This window comes from Dysgonomonas sp. 37-18, assembly GCF_001899125.1.
In the GTDB taxonomy this organism is placed as follows: Bacteria; Bacteroidota; Bacteroidia; order Bacteroidales; family Dysgonomonadaceae; genus Dysgonomonas.
Genome location: NZ_MKVC01000021.1, coordinates 55810 through 75833, shown reverse-complemented (window position 1 = coordinate 75833; position 20024 = coordinate 55810). Strand labels below are relative to the sequence as shown.

Here is a 20024-nt window from a genome sequence, read left to right as displayed (position 1 = left end):
TCATTCACTCTATTTATATTTACCTTGTCGGATTGAAGAAGAAACTTACAAAATATTTGTTTTTTATCACGCTTTTAGTAAGCTCGATCAGTTTATTTTCCGGTATTTACGGAAAAAAGGAAATCGATATTGCCCAAAAAGAAAGCTCTTTGCTAGAAACAAATGATACAGTACCTCTCTTTCCGGTAAAGAAAACTCAGATAGAAACTTATAAAGACCTCAACGCTAATCCTCCGGCAGACCTCAAAGACCCCGACAACCTGAAGAAGTCTGTAGAATATGACCCTGCCAGCGGACTGTATATTTTCCGTACAAAAATCGGAGATCAGGAAATATCCACTCCTTTTTCGTTAAGTTCTGACGAGTATATGGATTACACCCTCAAGCAATCCATGAGTAGATATTTCAGATCTAAAAATGCAGAAGCATACGACAAGAAAGATGAAAAAGATGAGTTTTCTCTGAAAGACATAAAACTAAACTTAGGTCCGGCAGAGCGGCTTTTTGGACCCGGTGGAGTAAAGGTGAGAACTCAAGGATATGTTGAAACTACAATGGGCTTTAAACGAAGTAGCACAGACAACCCTACCCTCTCGGAACGCAACCGAAGTCACACTACCTTTCAGTTCAAAGAAGATATCCAGATGAACGTAACGGCGTCGGTTGGTGATAAGATCAACTTCGGCATGAATTATGACACCAAAGCCTTATTTGATTTCGACTCTAAAAAGCTAAAATTGGGGTACGATGGAAAGGAGGACGAAATAATAAAGAAGATAGAGGCAGGAAACGTAAGCATGAGTACAACAAACTCGCTCATCAACGGAGGAACAGCCTTATTCGGGATCAACGCAGAGCTTCAGTTCGGAAAACTACGGATAAATACAGTTATCTCTCAACAGGAGTCTCAGTCGCAGACGGTGAATACAAAGGGAGGAATACAAACAACCGAATTCTCTTTTAAGGCTGATCAATACGACGAAAACAGACACTTCTTCTTGGGATACTATTTCCGTGATAATTACGATAATGCAATGAGTAGAATCCCTTATATCAACTCACCTGTATCAATCACTAAAATAGAAGTGTGGGTTACGAATAGGAGAAGCGACTTTATGCAGTCGAGAAATATTGTTGCCTTTGCCGATATTGCAGAGCGAGACAATATTAAAAATCCAAAATGGATAGGGACAGGCTCTGTAAAGACACCATATAATGCAGCTAATAACCTATATGGTACGATGACCACAGCACACACCAGGGCTAGGGATATTTCGCAAGTAACCAGCGAGTTTAATGGCTATATAGAGAGCGGGCTCGACTATGAGAAAATAGAAAGTGCGCGAATGCTTAGTTCTTCGGAATATACATACAACGCTCAACTAGGGTACTTATCTCTAAACTCTGCACTACAAGCTGACGAAGTACTTGCAGTAGCTTACCAGTATACAGTAAATGGAACTACATATCAAGTAGGAGAACTATCCACAGATATATCTGCCAATTATGAGTCAAGCAACCCCAAATCAGGTGCTTTGTTTGTAAAGTTATTAAAGCCCATCTCTCTGTCTCCACGTTCATATACATGGGATTTGATGATGAAAAACATTTACTCCCTTGGTGCAAGCAATATACAACAAGACCGTTTTAGATTAAACATAGCCTATCAATCAGACACTTTAGGTACATACATAAACTATCTGCCTGAGGGAAACATTAAAAATCAACTTCTGATAAAGGTGATGAACCTAGACAGATTGAACTCTCAGAATAAAGAAGTTACCCAAAAAGACGGAACAAAAGGCGATGGTATTTTCGACTATCTTGAAGGATATACCGTCCAGTCTCAGAACGGACGCATTATATTCCCTGTGGTTGAACCATTCGGAAAGCATCTGGCGAATAAAATAGGCAGTCCTATTATTGCAGAAAAGTATGTTTACCAGCAATTATATGACTCGACATTGACCGTAGCCAGACAAATCGCAGAAAAAAACAAATTCAAGATATACGGTTCATTCAGAGGATCATCGAACAGTAAAGCTGAAATTGACCTGATGTCGACAAACATACCACAAGGATCAGTTAAACTTACAGCCAATGGTATGCTCCTCACCGAAGGAACAGACTATATAGTTGACTACACATCAGGTATAGTCACTATCATAAATCAGAACCTGATAGATTCCGATGCCAATATACAGGCTTCGTTAGAGGAACGATCGTTAGGTATGCAGCGAAAAACAATGATGGGGCTGAATCTGAGCTACGATATCTCAAAGAATTTCAACATCGGCGGTACAATTATGCATCTATACGAAAAACCCCTTACCACTAAAACAGTTATTGGCGAAGAATCTGTCAATAATACCTTATGGGGATTGAATACGTCATATAAAACCGAGTCGATGTGGCTCACCAACCTGATTGACAAGATACCGTTTGTGAATGCAACACAACCTTCTCAAATTAGTTTTATGGGTGAGTTTGCGCACATGATACCGGGACATTACCAAAATAAAGATACGGGTGGATTCTCTTATCTCGATGATTTTGAGTCGTCGCAATCACGCATCGAACTCAAAAGCCCTTATGCATGGAATCTTGCGTCAACACCGAAGGAACTACCTAAATATGTTTATCCTCCTACTATATCAGGGAATAAACCTTCGGATAGTATCCAATATGCAAAAAACAGAGCCATGTTATCTTGGTTTACTATCGATCCGCTATTTACACGCAAAGGGTCGTCACTTACACCAAGTTATATAAATAGTGACTCTTTATCAGATCACTATGTAAGGGAAATTGGTATCACCGAAATATATCCGAACCGAGATATCAGACAAACAGAATCGGCAACAATACCAACATTAAACTTATCGTACTACCCTAACGAAAGGGGGCCTTACAATCTGGATGGAGAAAAAATAGATTCGGATGGGAAATTATTAAATCCACGAGATCGCTGGGCGGGCATTACACGTAAAATGGATGTGCGTGACTTCGAAGCATCAAATATCGAATACATTGAATTCTGGCTAATGGATCCATTTGTAAAAGATTTTTCAAGTTCGCACAAAGGAGGAGACCTTTATTTCAATCTGGGAGAAATATCGGAAGATGTTTTGAAAGATGGGAAAAAGTTTTACGAAAACGGACTACCTGTCAATGATGATCCTACAGCATATACAAAAACTGTGTGGGGAAAAGTACCTACGCGCCAATCTACGGTATATGCATTCGATGATAATTTGGGAGCTATTGCCCGCGAAAAACAGGATGTCGGGCTAAATGGATTGAATCAAGAGGAAGAAAAAACATACGGCGTATATAAGGATTTCTTAGACAATCTGAGAACAAAGTTACCTCAAAGTACGCTGAATGAAATGGCAAACGATCCTTTCTCTCCGCTTAATAGCCCTTCGAGAGACTTATATCATTTCTATCGTGGCTCAGACTACGACCGCGAGCGAAAAGGAATACTCGACCGCTACAAATACTATAACGGTACGGAAGGAAATTCGAAACCGACAGATCAGAGTGGAGAAAGGTATTCTACCGCAGCACGTGGAGTTCCCGATGTAGAAGATATAGATCAGGATTACACGCTGAATGAAAATGAATCGTATTACCAATATCGGGTATCACTGAAACCGGATAGCATGAATGTCGGTCGCAACTATATTGTAGACGAACGGGAGGTTACTGTCCCGCTCCGAAACGGAAAAGAAGAAAAGGTAAGATGGTATCAGTTCAAAATTCCAATTCGCCAAGGAAAACGAGTTGGAAATATCAACGATTTCAAAAGCATCCGTTTCATGAGAATGTTCCTGACTGACTTTGAACAACAAACAGTGCTGCGATTCGGAACCTTACAGCTTGTAAGAGGTGATTGGCGTGTTTACGATCAGGACTTAACAAGTGGGGCTAAGATGGGAAATGGATCTATTGATATTTCGACAGTAAATATCGAAGAAAACTCTGAAAGAAAACCCGTAAATTATGTATTGCCTCCGGGGCTAAGCAGATCCTTAGATCCTGACCAAACACAATTGACCAAAGAAAATGAGCAATCGCTATCGATGCGCGTGACAAATCTCGATCCGGAAGATGCACGAGCCATATACAAGAATACATCTTACGATCTGAGACGCTATAAACGCATACAATTATTTACACATGCAGAAAATCTTATAAATAGAACTGAGTTGGCAAATGGAGACATATCTGTATTTATGCGTTTAGGTTCTGACTACAAGAACAATTACTATGAATATGAAATACCTTTAACAATAACACCCGAAGGTAATTATGGAAACGGAGACAGGGCTGTGGTATGGCCTAAAGATAATATGTTTGATTTCCCTCTCGAGTTACTGAAAAATATAAAACTGAACAGAAACAGAGAAAAAAGAAAGTCGGGCTCAACAGTATCTTATACAACCCTATACCATGAGTATGACCCTGATAAGCCAAACAATAAAGTAAGTGTAATGGGTAATCCGTCTTTATCTGATGTTTACGTAATCATGATCGGTGTCCGAAATAACTCCAGACTAACCAAATCGGGTGAAGTGTGGATCAACGAGCTTCGTTTGACCGATTTCGACGAAGAAGGAGGATGGGCGGCTCAGGGTAGCCTGAATGTTGCTCTTTCGGATCTGGGAAACATCAGCGTTTCGGGACGGAAGGAAACGGCCGGATTCGGTGCTCTGGATCAAAGCCTAATGGAAAGACGACAAGACGACTATCATACATACAGCATAGCCGCAAACATAGATTTGGGAAGGTTTTTACCCGAAAAGGCAAAGGTTAGCTTGCCGCTGTATTATTCATACTCGAATCAGACGACAACGCCTAAATACGATCCGTTCGATCAGGATGTAACGCTGAAAGAATCATTCAGCTTGGTAGAAACTAAAGCAGAAAAAGACTCGATAAAAAGTCTTGCTCAAGAAAAGTCTACGACAAAGAGTATAAGCCTCAACAATATAAAAGTGAATATACAAAGTAAGACACCAATGCCTTACGACCCGGCAAATTTCAATATCGGATATTCATTTAATCAGACTGAGATTAAAAATCCAAGTACAGTCTACGATGTTACTAAAAATTACAACCTGACTTTTGGATATAATTATAGCCCGATAGTAAAAACGTGGGAGCCTTTCAAAAACACAAAAAGTAAATCCGGCGCGGCTAAATATGCCAAATCGCTTGGGTTCAACTACCTGCCAAGTAATATTGCCCTCAATTCAAGGATTACCCGTTATTATAGCGAGACGCTTTTACGTGACATAGAAAGTTACTCATTGGGCGGAAGTAATAATAATGAGTTCTTGTCGTGGAGTCAGTCTTTCTTGTGGGACAGAGATTTTAATATCAATTGGGATTTTACAAAAAATCTGAAATTCTCATTCCGATCGGGAACCAGAGCCGAAATAGAAGAACCATACTTACAGGTAAATAAGAAACTGAACAGGAACGACTATGAAATCTGGAAAGATTCCGTCATGCACAGTATCAGAAACTTAGGCACCCCCCTATCCTATCGCCAAATAGCCAGAGTAACTTATCAATTGCCATTCAAGAACATTCCGGCTACCGACTGGCTGACATCCAATGCCAGCTACACAAGTGGCTATCAGTGGGATCGTGGAGCACAAGTAGAAGGAATAGAGGTAGGAAATACGATAAGCAATAATGTAACCCTAGACTTTACTAATCGCATCGACATGGTTTCTCTATACAATAAATGGGGATTCCTCAAAAAAGTAAACGATCGATTCGATTCGAGGAGAAGACAGTCTCCAACCCAAAGACAGCAAGAAAAGAGACAGCCTGAAAGAAGGCGCTTTACTCAGGATATTACATTGCGAAAGGATACAACATACACCCTAAGGCACGGACTGAATACAAAAAATATACAGGTATCAGCAAAGCTAGACGGTAAACCGTATTCTGTAAAATTCAAAAAGACAGATACAAATACAATATTAATAACGAATAAAGACTCTGCAAATATCCTGATCAGCGTCGAGAGTAAGATCAATGATCCGAATAGCTCGCAGCTTCTGACTGATATAATAGACTATTCCGCCAGAGGCTTAATGTCATTACGCACTCTGAATATTAATTACTCGAAACGAAGAGAAACACATCTTTCCGGATTTATCCCAACTATTGGAGATATGTTTGGACAGAAAGATACAAATGAGTACGGGCTTGTTCCGGGTCTGGGTTTTGCATTCGGTCTCGAAGGAGGAGAAAAGTTCATCAACAAATCGTTGAGTAGAGATTGGTTGGTGATGGACACTATGAATATCTCGCCTGCGGTATATAATAGTGCCGAAAAGTTGGAACTAAGAGCTCAGATAGAACCTATCAAGAATCTCAAAATAGAGCTTAATGCCAATTACGAAAATAATAAGAGAACTGAAATCCAATATATGTCGAAAGGGATGCCGCGCACACTGGGCGGAAACTTCTCTATGACTACTATTGCTCTAAAAACAACTCTTAGAGGCAGCAACTCAAAAAAGGACTATCAATCCGATACATTCGACAAATTCTTAGCTTATAAGGAAATAATTAAAAACAGGCTACAAAAACAGTACAACAATGTAACCTTACCCGATGGTTTGGCAAGCGGAAATGCGGCGACAGTGAATGCAAACTCGGGAGACGTACTTATTCCTGCTTTCATAGCAGCTTATACAGGGCGTGATGTAAATAATATCTCCATGTCGGCATTCCCATCTATATGGTCTATCCTCCCGAATTGGAACATAACCTACGATGGATTAAGCAATATACCTCTTATTAAATCTAAGTTCAGATCGTTGAGGTTGAGTCATTCCTACAGCTGCTTTTATCAGGTAGGAAGTTACAGCTCTTTCTCTGGCTGGCAGCAAGCCATAGGCGGAGGCGATGACTTGGGGTATATACGTGATGTACTCGGAGGTAACCCTATCCCATCATCGCCATACAATATATCATCAGTAGGTATTACGGAATTATTCAGACCGCTGATAGGAGCCGAAGGGATACTGAATAACAACATGAATATCAACGCTCAGTACAATAGTGGGCGTACACTTACGCTGAACATGTCGTCTTATCAGATCATCGAATATCTCGAAAAAGAATTTGTATTGGGATTCGGTTACCGTATCAATGAATTTAATAGGGTAATAGGATTAACATCCAGAACACCGAAGAATTTCAACAACGACCTGAATATAAAAACGGAGGTATCTTACAAATCATCAGAAGCCTTGTTGAGAAAAATAGAAGAATATTTTACCCAAGCTACCAGTGGGGTTACAGTTTTTACATTAAAGATATCAGCCGACTATACTTTGAGCCGTGCGCTCACCCTAAGGGCATTCTATGACAGGATTTTAAATAAACCGTTGATTTCAGCTTCATCTTATCCAACAACCAACAGTAATTTTGGAATAAGTTTAAAATTTACACTTGTACAATAAAAAATATTGATAAGTTTGCATAAGAAAAAAAAATCATATAAGTTTATTTCCTCAAATGTTAAACAATATCTTACTCTCAATTGTTAAATAGTTGTTCAGTGCAAAAGGTTAATGTTTGATAATTATCGCATTATTTAATTGACTAGAGAAGACTGAGGATATTAAGAGAAAATGAAAAAATCGACAATTTGGATACTCGCAGCAATAATGGCTGTAGCATTCTTTGGTCTGTTGTATTTACAAATAACCTATTTACGCGAATCAATAAGATTGAGGAGCGATCAGTTTAATGAAGCGGTAAACCGTAGTTTGGCTCAAATTTCAAGAAATTTGGAACTCGATCAAACAAAAAAATATCTGGATGAAGCGTTCATTGAAACACAGAAGAAGGATGCAGCGGCTTACAATCGCTCTATGGCATTAAGGAATCAGCCACAGGAAGAAACTGTTACACAACAGCAAAGGACAAAGATGACAGCGCCCGACGGTACAGTCATTTATATGGAACACAATGTGACTACGGTACAAACAACACCGCCTAAACAGGTATTCCAGTCGCCTAAAAGCGGCACAAATGCGATCTCAAAAACATTCTTCGACCTACAAGAAGAGCAGATAAAGAGATACCTATATGAAAAAGATATCATGAATGATGTCTTGAACAGGATATTCAAATCGGCAAGTGATGTGCCTATAGAAGAAAGGATAAACTTTAAAGATCTGGAGACTAAGATAAAGAATGAATTAAAAAACAATAATATAGAGTTACTTTTCCAGTACGAAGTTGTAGATAAAAATGATAAGCCGGTTTATAGGCAACCACGTTTTCTGGATAGAGACAAGAAATATGCATATCAACAAGTACTATTTCCGAATGATCCGCCGAATAAAGTCACCTATCTGAAAGTTTACTTTCCCGATAAAGGACACTATCTATCAAGCGAGGTATCATTCTTGTATCCGGCCATAATATTTACTTTTATCTTGTTGGTTACATTTATAATAATAATATATATCACATTCCGACAAAAGCGTTTATCGGAAATGAAGAATGACTTTATGAACAATATGACCCACGAATTGAAAACACCGGTATCGACTATATCTTTAGCCGCCCAGATGTTAAAAGACGGGGCTATTACAAAATCACCCGAGGTATTTAAACATATATCCGGGGTAATAAACGACGAAACGGAACGATTGAGTTTTCAGGTAGAAAAAGTTCTTCAGATGTCGCTATTCGAAAAACAAAGAGCTACACTAAAACTCAAGGAACTGGATGCCAATGACATTGTAGTAGGAGTTGCAAACACATTCCAGATCAAAGTTGAAAAATTTGGAGGAAATCTCGATATCGATTTAGAAGCTACCGAATCGGCTATCGAAGCAGACAAGATGCACATTACAAATGTGTTGTTCAATTTGCTCGATAATGCCGTGAAGTACAGAAAAGAAGATGTTCCTTTGCAACTGATGATTCGAACGTGGAACAGCAATAATAAATTGTACATCGCTGTAGAGGACAATGGTATCGGAATAAAAAAGGAATATGTAAAGAAAATATTCGAACGGTTTTATCGGGTATCGACAGGTAACAGACATGATGTCAAAGGTTTTGGACTAGGACTTGCATACGTAAAAAAAATAATAGAGGATCATAAAGGAACAATAAAAGCCGAGAGTGAGCTGGGGAAGGGCACCAAATTTATAATTTGCCTGCCTATAATGAAGAGTAAAAGTTAGTTAAGCAAAATAAACTGTAAATAAGTAAGTTATGGAAGAAAAATTGAAACTGTTTTTATGTGAAGATGATGAAAATCTTGGTATGTTGCTAAGAGAATATCTTCAGGCCAAAGGGTACGACACAGACCTCTACACCGATGGTGAGGTTGGATACAAAGGCTTTGTTAAAGAAAAGTATGATTTGTGTATATTGGATGTTATGATGCCTAAAAAAGACGGTATCACTCTTGTGAAAGAGATCAGAGCAATCAATACAGAAATACCTATCATATTCTTGACAGCCAAAAATATGAAAGATGATATTCTGGAAGGATTCAAAGCCGGAGCAGACGATTATATCACGAAACCGTTCAGCATGGAGGAACTTGTTCTTCGTATCGAAGCAATCTTCCGTCGTGTGAAAGGGAAAAGAAGTAAAGAACAACAGCTTTATCAGTTTGGTAATATGAACTTTGATACTCAAAAACAAATTTTGACGATCAATGGAGAAAGTACTAAACTCACAACAAAAGAAGCAGAACTTCTTGCTCTATTGTGTGCTCATGCCAACGACATTCTGGAAAGAAATCATGCCCTAAAGCAAATTTGGGTGGACGATAACTACTTCAACGCTCGTAGCATGGATGTTTACATCACTAAATTGCGTAAGCTATTGAAACCTGACCCAAGTATTGAGATCATCAATATACACGGTAAAGGCTACAAACTGATAGCTCCGGTAAACGAAGAAGAAAGCGCAGAGTAATAAATGCAATTATATATGAGAGGCTAATGATAGAATATAATCATTAGCCTTTCTTTTTTAGTAATTCTATAACCTTTGCAAGAGGCAGCAAAAGCATCATCTACATCAATCCAAAATAATAGTATCGATAAGTGAATTAAGAAGTAAAGTATGTCTTTTTAACTCATACTTTTTTTATTTGTGCATTATCAGTGTCTTATATTTCATTTTTTTACTAATTTTGCACCCTGAATTGAATTGCTTATATAAATTATAAATATTGAAAATGAAAGCATTTGTATTCCCAGGGCAAGGAGCTCAGTTTGTAGGAATGGGTAAAGACCTTTACGAAACATCTCCTGTTGCTAAAGAAATGTTCGAAAAAGCGAATGAGATTTTAGGTTTCCGCATAACAGATTTAATGTTTAACGGTACTGACGAAGATCTCCGTCAGACTAAAGTTACTCAACCGGCTATTTTCCTCCATTCGGTAATATTGGCTAAAACAATTGGCGATGAATTTAAGCCAGATATGGTTGCGGGTCACTCTTTAGGAGAGTTCTCTGCTTTGGTTGCTGCCGGCGCCATGTCTTTCGAAGATGGTTTAAATCTTGTTTATAAACGTGCTCTTGCTATGCAGGAAGCATGCGAAATGAATCCTTCTACAATGGCAGCAGTGTTAGGATTGCCAGACGCTAAAGTAGAAGAAATATGTGCATCTATCAAGAACGAAGTAGTTGTACCGGCTAATTATAACTGTCCCGGACAGGTGGTAATATCAGGTTCTAATGCAGGTATTGATGCTGCATGCGAATTGTTACTTGCTGCCGGAGCAAAAAGAGCTCTTAAGCTGAAAGTAGGAGGAGCATTCCACTCTCCATTGATGGAGCCTGCAAAAGTAAAATTGTCGGAAGCTATAAACAATACAATTATCACAGTTCCTACATGTCCTGTATATCAGAATGTGTCTACAGTAGGAGAAACAGATCCTGCCGTTATAAAGGACAATTTGATAGCACAATTAACAGCACCTGTAAAATGGACTCAATCTGTAGAACATATGGTTGCAGACGGAGCTGTTGAATTTGTGGAACTTGGACCGGGTAATGTTTTACAAGGTCTTGTAAAGAAAATAGCACCACAGGTATCTGCAACAGGCAAGCAACAATTGGTTAGCTGCATTTAAAAAAATAAATCAAGATGGCTTTTTTTTCAGGAAATAAACAAGCCGACGATCAGGATGAAACAGCGAAGAATATTTTTCTGTTCGAACTCGTTCAGAAAAATATTCTTGTTACAGGATGTAACGGACAGTTGGGAAATGAGATAAGACGAATATCGGCTAATCATGAAAACAACTTCCGTTTCTTCTTTACAGATGTAGCAGAGTTAGACATCACTGATCTTAAGACTGTAGATTCCTTTATAAAAGAAAATAATATAAAGTATATTATCAACTGTGCAGCTTATACAGCTGTGGACAAAGCAGAGGATGATGTAGATTTATGTTATAAAATCAACCGTGATGCTGTTGCCAATTTAGGGCTGGCAGCAACAAACAACAATGCTAAAGTTATACATATATCCACAGACTATGTGTATGATGGAACAGCAAACAAACCTTATGTTGAGACTGATACAGTAAATCCTCAGTCAGTATATGGTAAATCGAAGCAAGAAGGCGAAGCTGAATTATTGAAAGCTTGTGCTGATAGTATTATTATACGAACAGCATGGTTGTATTCCATTTTTGGAAACAACTTTGTGAAGACAATGATAAAACTAGGCAAAGAGCGCGAAACACTAAACGTTGTAGCTGACCAGAAAGGAACACCTACCAATGGAACAGATCTGGCCAAAACAATTGTAAAAATACTTGATTTCAGTGAAGCCAACGGATTTAAACCCGGTATATACCATTACTCCAATGAGGGGGCTACTACCTGGTACGATTTCACATTAGCAATCCACAAAGAAGCGGGTATCAATACATGCAAAGTGAACCCTATAACGACCGAACAATATCCGGTAAAAGCCACAAGACCTAAATATAGTGTACTGGACAAATCCAAGATAAAATCTACATTCAACCTTACTATCCCTAAATGGGAAGAAAGTTTAAACAATTGCATCAAAGAATTGTTATCTATTTGAACTTAGTTAATTTACAATCACATTCTAGCTACTAAAATGAAAAAGATTTATCTTTTCAGTTTTATATTTTTGGTCACAATCGTATCCTGTCAGAATAAACAATCTGAAAATAAGCAAGCTCAGTTGGATACATTAAATGTTGAGCTTTCAGAAACTCAGTTGAGCAATAAGGCCGATAGCATGGATCTGACGGATATCGCCAGACTGACCGAAAAAGAGTATACCGATTTACAGTTGTTCAACGTTAAAGGTTTAGAAGGTTACAGTGCCGAAGATTTATCGATGGGGCGTATTTTACTGGCGAATGAGAATGGCAAAATATTAACCGTACTAGTGATAACAGATGGTGAAATAACCGAATATTTGTTAAGCTACGACAAAAGCGGAAACCTGCAAGATAATTTGCTTGTCGCTTACGAAGATATGGTAGAGTATTACAGCGAAGTATCATCAAAGATAAATAGTAAAGAGATTATTGTTCAGACTATAAATTTCACCTATAGCGACAACGATGATGACCAAGTGGAAAAATCAGATACTGCTTTTGTGAAATATCAGATCACTCCTGAGTTTAAATTTATAGCAAATTAGCATATCCAATATTAAAGAATAAATCAACAGAGGTTTTCGTACAAAGAGAACCTCTGTTTTTATTTATAGGCAATAACATTAAGCTCTGACATTTGACTATAGATATCAGAACCTTGTATTTTCTAATTATTAAATTGTCTTATATTAAAGATCGTTAGAGCCTGATTAAATTTTGCTCGTTCCAATTTTTAGAGCTATTTTCAGGATGATTTATTCTCTTGAGAAACGATAATAGCAGGCTATTAGAATTGAATAAAAGGATAAATCGGACAAAAAGAGACTAAAAATGAACGAAGAAAATTCGTAGAAAATTTAAACAGGCTCTTAGTATTATTGAATAAAGAAAAAGGTGACAACAAATAATATACTTAAAAGTGTTACTTTTGTTACTTTTTCTGTTTAATTTGTTTTATATATGGAAGTTAAGAGAAAGGGAGCAAAATCCTTAAAAGATATACCAGCCGAAGTATTGCAACAACTGAATCTGGGTACTATAGAGTCTGTTAATCTGACAGAGTGGCTGGCTGTTGACCAAAAAGAGCTTTTGAAAAACGTTTTGTCGGAGAAATATGCGACGGCTTGTTTATCAGACCTTGAAGTGTTGGAAAAAGCGAGCACAATGCAAACGATACGCAGAATCGGAGAAACACTTTTGAGAGAAACGCTTCAAGAAACAGATAAGAAGCTGTTGAAAGAACTTAAAAGTCACATATCCGATAATGTACGCTGTTGGGCTGCTTATATGATAGGCTTAGACAAATCAATATCTTTTGCGGATAAATTGGAAGCAATCAAAGGTTTTGCCGCCGATGGCAATTTTGGGGTAAGAGAGATTGCATGGATGGCGGTTCGTGAAGATATGGATCGCAATATAGAAAATGCTATACCGATACTGTTAGCATGGACTAAAGACAAAGATCATAATATTCGCAGATTTGCATCAGAAGCTATACGTCCGAATGGGGTATGGAGCAAACATATCGAAAAACTTAAGCAACAGCCCGAAATTGCTTTGCCAATTTTAGAAGCGTTGAAATCGGACTCTGAAAAGTATGTACAGGATAGCGTAGGCAACTGGTTGAATGACGCAAGTAAAACCCGTCCCGATTTTGTAATTGCAGTTACAACCAAATGGGAAAGCAATAATCCGACCAAAGAGACGAAATATATAATCAAGAAGGCACTTCGAACGATTAATAAAAAATAAGAGATTAAAAATGAAAAGGACTACATATAATATACTCATTATATTATTGTTTCTGAATATCCTTTCGCTAAGAGGGCAAGAGGCGATAGTCCCCGATTTGCAAAAATTGTATGAATATACAGACTCACACTTTGTTGATCTGAGAGCAAAACAGCAACCATTGATCGGAGTCTCTGCAAGCCGCACAAGCAACGGAGGATCGAGCGTGCCCGGAACATATATAGAAGCTATTCTCAAGGCCGGAGGACGACCTCTTATTATCCCTGTGATGACAAAAGGAACAGTACTGAGAGATATTGTAAAGGATCTTGACGGATTAGTAATGACCGGCGGTGAAGATTTCAACCCGCTATACTATAAAGAACAGGCGATCCCGGAGATGAATGACATAGATTCTATCCGTGACATTTACGATTTAGTACTTTTAAAGTTGGCGACAGACCGCAACATCCCTGTATTGGGGATATGTAGAGGAGAGCAGGCGATCAATGTTGCTTTTGGAGGAACACTCTATCAAGACATCCCTACACAGCATCAGAATAAAAGCGTAAAACACAGGCAAAGTGAGCCTAAAGAAATCGGAACACATAAAGTCTCTATTGCAGAAGAGTCTCAATTGAGTAAGATACTTGGAAAAACAGAAGTATTTGTCAACAGCTTCCACCATCAGGGTGTAAAAGATGTGGCTCCCGGATTCAAATTGGCAGCAACAGCACAGGATGGCATCGTGGAGGCAATAGAAGCCTATCCCGACAGAAGAATAATAGGTGTACAATGGCATCCCGAAGGACATGTTGCCGGAGGAGATACTACGATGCTGAAATTCTTTAAATTCATAGTTTCTGAAGCCGAAACTTTCCGAAAGGCAAAAGAACTGCATAAACATATATTTTCTATTGATACTCATTGCGACACTCCTTTAGAATTCAAAAAAGCAGGATTCGATATCGGAGAAAGAGAAAATAATCAGGTGAATATTCCGAAGATGGAAGAAGGCATGCTAGATGCTATTTTCTTTGCTGCTTATACGGCTCAAGGGAAACGGGATAAAGTTTCATCGCAGGCTGCCGTCGACAAAATAGACGGATTGATAAAAGGTATCCATTTACAGGTAGAGAAAAATAACGATATCTGCGAAATAGCTTATACGACAGATGATCTTGCTAGAATAAAAAACGCAGGAAAGAAAGCTATTTTCATAGGAATAGAAAATGGTTATGGAATAGGGAAAGATATTGAGAATATTGCCCGGTTCAAGAAAATGGGGGTGAATTATATTACACTTTGCCATACCAAAGACAATGATATATGTGATACATCGAGTGATACTACACGTGAATGGAATGGGTTAAGCCCCTTGGGGAAAGAGGTAATAAAAGAAATGAACACACAGGGAGTCATGATTGACATATCGCATGCGAGTGAAAAGACTTTTTGGGATGTTATCAAACTCTCTACTCAACCTATTATCGCTTCTCATTCGTCAGTACAAGCACTATGCTACCATGACCGAAACCTTACAGACAAGCAAATGCAAGCTTTAGCCAAGAACGGAGGAGTTGTGCAAATATGTTTGGTAGATCTCTTTGTGAATAAAGATCGGAAAAAAGCATCCCTATCTGATGCGATAGAGCATATCGATTATGCCGTAAAGGTCGCCGGAATAGATCACGTAGGCATTGCTTCCGACTTTGATGGCGGTGGCGGGCTTATTGGCTGCAATGGCAGCAATGATATGATCAATATTACGATGAAGCTTTTAGAGAAAGGTTACACGGATGAAGATATCGCTAAAATATGGGGAGGAAATTTCCTTAGAGTTATGGCTACCGTTCAAAAAGAAGCACAAAAGTAAATTGCAATAAATAGAACTGCCTGAAAGGATTTTATCTTTTAAACACGAGATGTTTCGCTTCGTTCAGGATGACAAAGAAGAATAAGTTATTTACTCCCTTTCAGCCAGTTCTACTTAGTATCTAATTGTTCAAATATTTTTCAAGAACTCACACAAAGCCTTTGTAGCTAATGCTCTGTGACTTACGTTATTCTTCACTTCTGACCCTAATTGGGCAAATGTTTGATCGTATCCATCAGGTTGAAAAACAGGATCATAACCAAACCCCGCGTCTCCCCTTTCTTCGGTGATAATACTACCCTTCACCTTTCCCTCGAATAGATATTCTTTGCCATCCAATATCAATGCGATCACAGTTCTGAACTGCGCTTTCCTGTTAGTAGTACCATCAAGCTCTTTGAGCAGCTTTTTCATATTTGCCTTCGAGTCATGATCTCCTCCCGCATAACGGGCAGAGTATACTCCCGGAGCACCGTTCAAGGCTTCTACTTCCAGTCCGGTATCATCTCCGAAGCAGTCATAGCCATATTTATCTTTTACGTAGCGGGCTTTTATCAGAGCATTTTCCTGCAATGTCTCTCCCGGTTCTTCAATATCTTCGTGGCAGCCGATATCTTTTAGGCTGAGTATATCAAAACTGCTTCCAACAACTGCTTTTACTTCTTCGAGCTTATGACTGTTGTTGGTAGCAAAAACTAATTTCCTTCTCATTTTTTATCTTTTGAATTATAGGCCTCTAAAGCTTTTTCTAATACAGTAAGTGCCTTCGCTAAATCTTCTTTATTAAGTACATAAGCAATACGCACTTCATTTTTCCCAAGTCCCGGTGTAGTGTAAAAGCCGGAAGCGGGAGCCATAAATATAGTTTGTCCTTCGTATTCAAAATCAGACAAACACCATGCACAAAAATCGTCAGAATCTTCGACCGGCAATCGGGCAACGGTATAGAACGCGCCCATAGGTATAGGAGAATATACTCCCGGAATACGGTTTAGCCTGTCGATTAAGAACTTCCGTCTCTCTACATATTCTTCGTATATGTCGCGTATATATTCCAGAGAAGCATCCAGAGAGGCTTCCGCTGCTATCTGACCGATAAGTGGCGGACTAAGACGAGCTTGACACAACTTCATTACAGTTTTGCGAAGCTCCTTGTTCTTGGTAATCAAAGCACCGATGCGGATACCACATTCGCTATATCGTTTCGACACAGAGTCGATCAGTACGACATTCTCCTCAATTCCAACAAGGTGACATGCCGAAACATAAGGTGAGTTGGTATATATAAAGTCACGATATACTTCGTCTGAAAACAGATAGAGATCATATTTTTGCACCAAATGTTTTATCTGGTTCATTTCTGTACGAGAATACAGGTAGCCTGTCGGATTATTCGGGTTACAAATAAGGATACCTTTAGTCCGCTCATTAATAAGCTCTTCGAATTTCTCTACAGGAGGTAGTGCAAACCCCTCATCGATGGTAGAAGACACAGTACGAATAACTGCTCCTGCCGATGCTGCGAACGCCATGTAGTTGGCATAAGCAGGTTCGGGAACTATGATTTCATCTCCCGGATCGAGACAAGCCAAGAAAGCAAACAATACCGCTTCTGAGCCACCTGTGGTAATAATAATATCATCGGGAGATACATTAATATTATATTTTGCATAATATCCTATCAACTTTTCACGATAAGAACGGTAACCATCGCTGGGACTATATTCTAAGATCGTGCGGTCTATATTCCGAATCGCTTCGAGAGCTTCTTCCGGTGTCGGCAGATCGGGTTGTCCGATATTCAGATGGTAAACTTTTAGACCTCTAGCCTTTGCAGAGTCTGATAAGGGAGCCAATTTTCTGATTGGCGAATTTGGCATATCTATTCCTCGTTGCGAGATACTTGGCATAATCGAATATATTATTTATACAATTTTACAATGAAGCACAAATATACGAATTATAGGAAAACTTATACCCGGAATGCAAAAATAGATTTTTGGTTCTGTGAGTTAGATATATACAACGTTATGCATTGAATATCAAACAATGTTAATAATCTTATTCTATTCAAACAACAAAAAGGCAGGTATTTATCAGAAAAAGAAATATATTTGCTTTTCACATAGTGGAAGACCCGGACAAAATTGTCATATATCATATAGGGAAGTAGAATTGACTCGAAACGACCCTATCAAAAGCAATGTAAAAAAGTGGAGCTTATTCAAGAGACAGTGAGGTTAACAGATAAAGGAACTCACGAAGCCCTGTTCAAAAGGTGGTATGAACCTTTATGTAAATACGCTTATAGTATTCTCAAAGATCAGTTCGAGGCAGAAGATGCCGTTCAGAAAGTATTTTTTAAACTATGGGACGACCGCCTCAATACGAGTATAACCGTGTCGATAAAGTCTTATCTGTATATGGCTGTGCATAATATCTGTCTAAACCGAGTTAAACAGATGAAAGTGCAACAGAAGCACAATCAACAAATAGCCTTAGACGAACCGGTTGAGCATAACGAAGTATATGAAAGCATTGTAGAAAAAGAACTGAATTATAAAATCACTATGGCGATAGCACAATTACCACCCCGATGCAGAGAGGTATTTGAACTTAGCCGATTCGAAATGATGAGCTATAAGGAGATTGCTCAAGAACTGGCAATCTCTCCAAATACGGTAGAAAATCAAATAGCTAAAGCACTGAAGCTCTTGAGAGAAAACCTGAAAGAATTTATTTCGGTCGTCGTGTTATACTACTTAATAAAACTGATTGGACTATGGTAACGAATGACACTGACAGATTATTAGCACGATATTTTGCAGGAGAGTTATCTCCTCAAGATAGAATACGCTTGGAGAAGTGGCTTGCCGAGTCGCAGGAGCATGAAGAATATTTCTTTGAGCTCACTTCGATTTATCAAAATATGGGAACGGGCGAATACCCTCCCTTCGATGTACAAAAAGCGATTGAAATAATAGAGGAACATATAAATAAAACCTCCCTAAAAACGCTATCTCACAAAAGAAAGCCTCTAGCTTGGATAATAGGTGCAGCTGCTGCTGTAGCGATACTATTTTTTATCTTCAACAGAAAGCAAGACAATCCGATTACTACCATTACTGAGAAAGGGTTGTATTCTTTTGCTGACAGCACAAGAATAAACTTGATAGAAGGTGAAGTCTCCTTTAGTAAAAATGGCACAAGAGATACAATCTATCTAAAAGGTAAAGCTTCCTTTGAAATGAATTCGGAAAAAGCAGAAAGCAAAATTGTGAAAGCAGGGAATATATATGTAAAAGATATCGGTACTAAGTTTACAGTTGAAGCAAATACTCCCGACTCCGTTTATGTGAGTGTTACCGAAGGTGAAGTCTTGTTTTATTCGGACAGCAACACCGGCATAAATCTTAAGATGAGTCAAAGCGGATATTACTTGTCTAAAAATAATAAATTCTATAAGGAAACAATGAGAGGTAATTTCCAGTTCAAAGGGACAACTCTAAGCGAAGTTATCAACCAACTAAATACATTCTACGGGCAACAGATAGAGCTGAAAGATAAAAGCGTCCAAGATCTTCCTATTACAGTAACATTCACAAAAGAAGATTTGTCTACCATACTGGATGTAGTAGCTATTACATTAAACCTGAAAGTAGACCACATAGGCGATGGCTATACAATCGAATAGGGAAAGATCATAATTAAAGTCGAATGAAGAAAATAATATTTATATCATTATTTATCCTTATCACTGCTAGCTTGCACTCTCAGAAAATGGTAAACATAAAATTACAGAATGAGAGAATCGGTGTAGCGATGAAACTTATAACCCAACAAACGGGAGTCGAATTTTCGTACAACCCTAAGGTTGTGGATACGCATAAGAAGATTTCTATCAATATTGTCAACAAAGAGGTAACCGAGGCAGTATACATATTGCTGCACGACAAATATTTTTTTTATATTATAAAAGGTAAATATGTAATAATAACATCAGCCAAAGCAACCCCTAAGGGAATCGCTAATTATGAACCAATTACAGAAGACGATAATAATATTATAGATAGGAGTAGTGGAAACTCCCCGCATAGTGGTCTTAGTAGTATAGGAAATGACAAAATCGCTGATGAGCGGATAGAGAAAGGGCTTCCTTTAACTATAAACAACAAAAAAATGAGACCATTATGTTAAAAAAAATCGCAAGAATTTTCACGCTATATTCGAGAAGAAGGATAGTGACTATAATTAATG

The 20024-nt window shown here is 38.4% G+C and carries 13 protein-coding genes; 11 read left to right on the top strand and 2 right to left on the bottom strand.

Annotated elements, in window-relative coordinates; translation table 11 throughout:
- Positions 1 to 32 precede the first annotated feature (32 nt).
- From sprA to BGO84_RS07310, 8 genes are all read left to right on the top strand, one after another.
- The gene (gene sprA / locus BGO84_RS07345; RefSeq protein WP_291028642.1) at positions 33 to 7493 is read left to right on the top strand and encodes a cell surface protein SprA; all 7461 of its coding nucleotides are present in this window, start codon (positions 33 to 35) and stop codon (positions 7491 to 7493) included.
- Positions 7494 to 7664: 171 nt separating this feature from the next.
- Complete coding sequence (locus BGO84_RS07340) at positions 7665 to 9236, top strand: HAMP domain-containing sensor histidine kinase (RefSeq protein WP_252638951.1); 1572 nt, start codon at positions 7665 to 7667, stop codon at positions 9234 to 9236.
- A 31-nt stretch (positions 9237 to 9267) separates the two neighbouring features.
- Positions 9268 to 9981: a response regulator transcription factor gene (locus BGO84_RS07335; RefSeq protein ID WP_006842944.1), complete on the top strand. Its 714-nt coding sequence runs from the start codon at positions 9268 to 9270 to the stop codon at positions 9979 to 9981.
- A gap of 265 nt (positions 9982 to 10246) precedes the next feature.
- The gene (gene fabD / locus BGO84_RS07330) at positions 10247 to 11146 is read left to right on the top strand and encodes an ACP S-malonyltransferase (protein WP_252638950.1); all 900 of its coding nucleotides are present in this window, start codon (positions 10247 to 10249) and stop codon (positions 11144 to 11146) included.
- Between the two features lie 14 nt (positions 11147 to 11160).
- The gene (rfbD, locus tag BGO84_RS07325; RefSeq protein WP_291028641.1) at positions 11161 to 12114 is read left to right on the top strand and encodes a dTDP-4-dehydrorhamnose reductase; all 954 of its coding nucleotides are present in this window, start codon (positions 11161 to 11163) and stop codon (positions 12112 to 12114) included.
- A gap of 36 nt (positions 12115 to 12150) precedes the next feature.
- Positions 12151 to 12705, top strand: coding sequence for a hypothetical protein (locus BGO84_RS07320; protein WP_135105115.1), 555 nt, complete (start codon positions 12151 to 12153; stop codon positions 12703 to 12705).
- A gap of 415 nt (positions 12706 to 13120) precedes the next feature.
- Positions 13121 to 13912 carry a DNA alkylation repair protein gene (locus BGO84_RS07315; RefSeq protein WP_291028640.1) on the top strand — a complete coding sequence of 264 codons (792 nt, stop codon included), beginning with the start codon at positions 13121 to 13123 and terminating at the stop codon, positions 13910 to 13912.
- A 10-nt stretch (positions 13913 to 13922) separates the two neighbouring features.
- A complete protein-coding gene (locus BGO84_RS07310; RefSeq protein WP_291028639.1) occupies positions 13923 to 15767 on the top strand; it encodes a membrane dipeptidase in 1845 nt (614 codons plus the stop codon).
- Between the two features lie 129 nt (positions 15768 to 15896).
- Here the strand turns inward: BGO84_RS07310 and BGO84_RS07305 are convergent, their stop codons facing one another.
- Entirely contained in the window at positions 15897 to 16478 is a 582-nt protein-coding gene (locus BGO84_RS07305) for a non-canonical purine NTP diphosphatase (protein ID WP_135105112.1), read from the bottom strand.
- A complete protein-coding gene (locus tag BGO84_RS07300; RefSeq protein ID WP_006842951.1) occupies positions 16475 to 17677 on the bottom strand; it encodes a pyridoxal phosphate-dependent aminotransferase in 1203 nt (400 codons plus the stop codon). The genes BGO84_RS07305 and BGO84_RS07300 overlap by 4 nt, the downstream gene beginning before the upstream one ends.
- A 303-nt stretch (positions 17678 to 17980) precedes the next feature.
- Between BGO84_RS07300 and BGO84_RS07295 the strand changes: the two genes are divergently transcribed.
- Genes BGO84_RS07295 through BGO84_RS07285 form a run of 3 tightly spaced genes read left to right on the top strand, consistent with a single transcriptional unit; the run spans position 17981 to position 19964 of the window.
- Positions 17981 to 18556 carry an RNA polymerase sigma-70 factor gene (locus BGO84_RS07295; RefSeq protein WP_291028638.1) on the top strand — a complete coding sequence of 192 codons (576 nt, stop codon included), beginning with the start codon at positions 17981 to 17983 and terminating at the stop codon, positions 18554 to 18556.
- Complete coding sequence (locus BGO84_RS07290) at positions 18550 to 19461, top strand: FecR domain-containing protein (RefSeq protein ID WP_291028637.1); 912 nt, start codon at positions 18550 to 18552, stop codon at positions 19459 to 19461. The genes BGO84_RS07295 and BGO84_RS07290 overlap by 7 nt, the downstream gene beginning before the upstream one ends.
- 23 nt (positions 19462 to 19484) lie before the next feature.
- Positions 19485 to 19964 (top strand): STN domain-containing protein, encoded by a 480-nt coding sequence (locus BGO84_RS07285; RefSeq protein WP_291028636.1) that lies wholly within the window; start codon positions 19485 to 19487, stop codon positions 19962 to 19964.
- The last annotated feature ends 60 nt before the right edge of the window (positions 19965 to 20024 follow it).

Coding starts and splice junctions, on each gene's coding strand:
- BGO84_RS07340 (WP_252638951.1), top strand. CDS start 7,665: ATGAAAAAATCGACAATTTGGATACTCGCAGCAATAATGGCTGTAGCA.
- BGO84_RS07335 (WP_006842944.1), top strand. CDS start 9,268: ATGGAAGAAAAATTGAAACTGTTTTTATGTGAAGATGATGAAAATCTT.
- fabD (WP_252638950.1), top strand. CDS start 10,247: ATGAAAGCATTTGTATTCCCAGGGCAAGGAGCTCAGTTTGTAGGAATG.
- rfbD (WP_291028641.1), top strand. CDS start 11,161: ATGGCTTTTTTTTCAGGAAATAAACAAGCCGACGATCAGGATGAAACA.
- BGO84_RS07320 (WP_135105115.1), top strand. CDS start 12,151: ATGAAAAAGATTTATCTTTTCAGTTTTATATTTTTGGTCACAATCGTA.
- BGO84_RS07315 (WP_291028640.1), top strand. CDS start 13,121: ATGGAAGTTAAGAGAAAGGGAGCAAAATCCTTAAAAGATATACCAGCC.
- BGO84_RS07310 (WP_291028639.1), top strand. CDS start 13,923: ATGAAAAGGACTACATATAATATACTCATTATATTATTGTTTCTGAAT.
- BGO84_RS07305 (WP_135105112.1), bottom strand. CDS start 16,478: ATGAGAAGGAAATTAGTTTTTGCTACCAACAACAGTCATAAGCTCGAA.
- BGO84_RS07300 (WP_006842951.1), bottom strand. CDS start 17,677: ATGCCAAGTATCTCGCAACGAGGAATAGATATGCCAAATTCGCCAATC.
- BGO84_RS07290 (WP_291028637.1), top strand. CDS start 18,550: ATGGTAACGAATGACACTGACAGATTATTAGCACGATATTTTGCAGGA.
- BGO84_RS07285 (WP_291028636.1), top strand. CDS start 19,485: ATGAAGAAAATAATATTTATATCATTATTTATCCTTATCACTGCTAGC.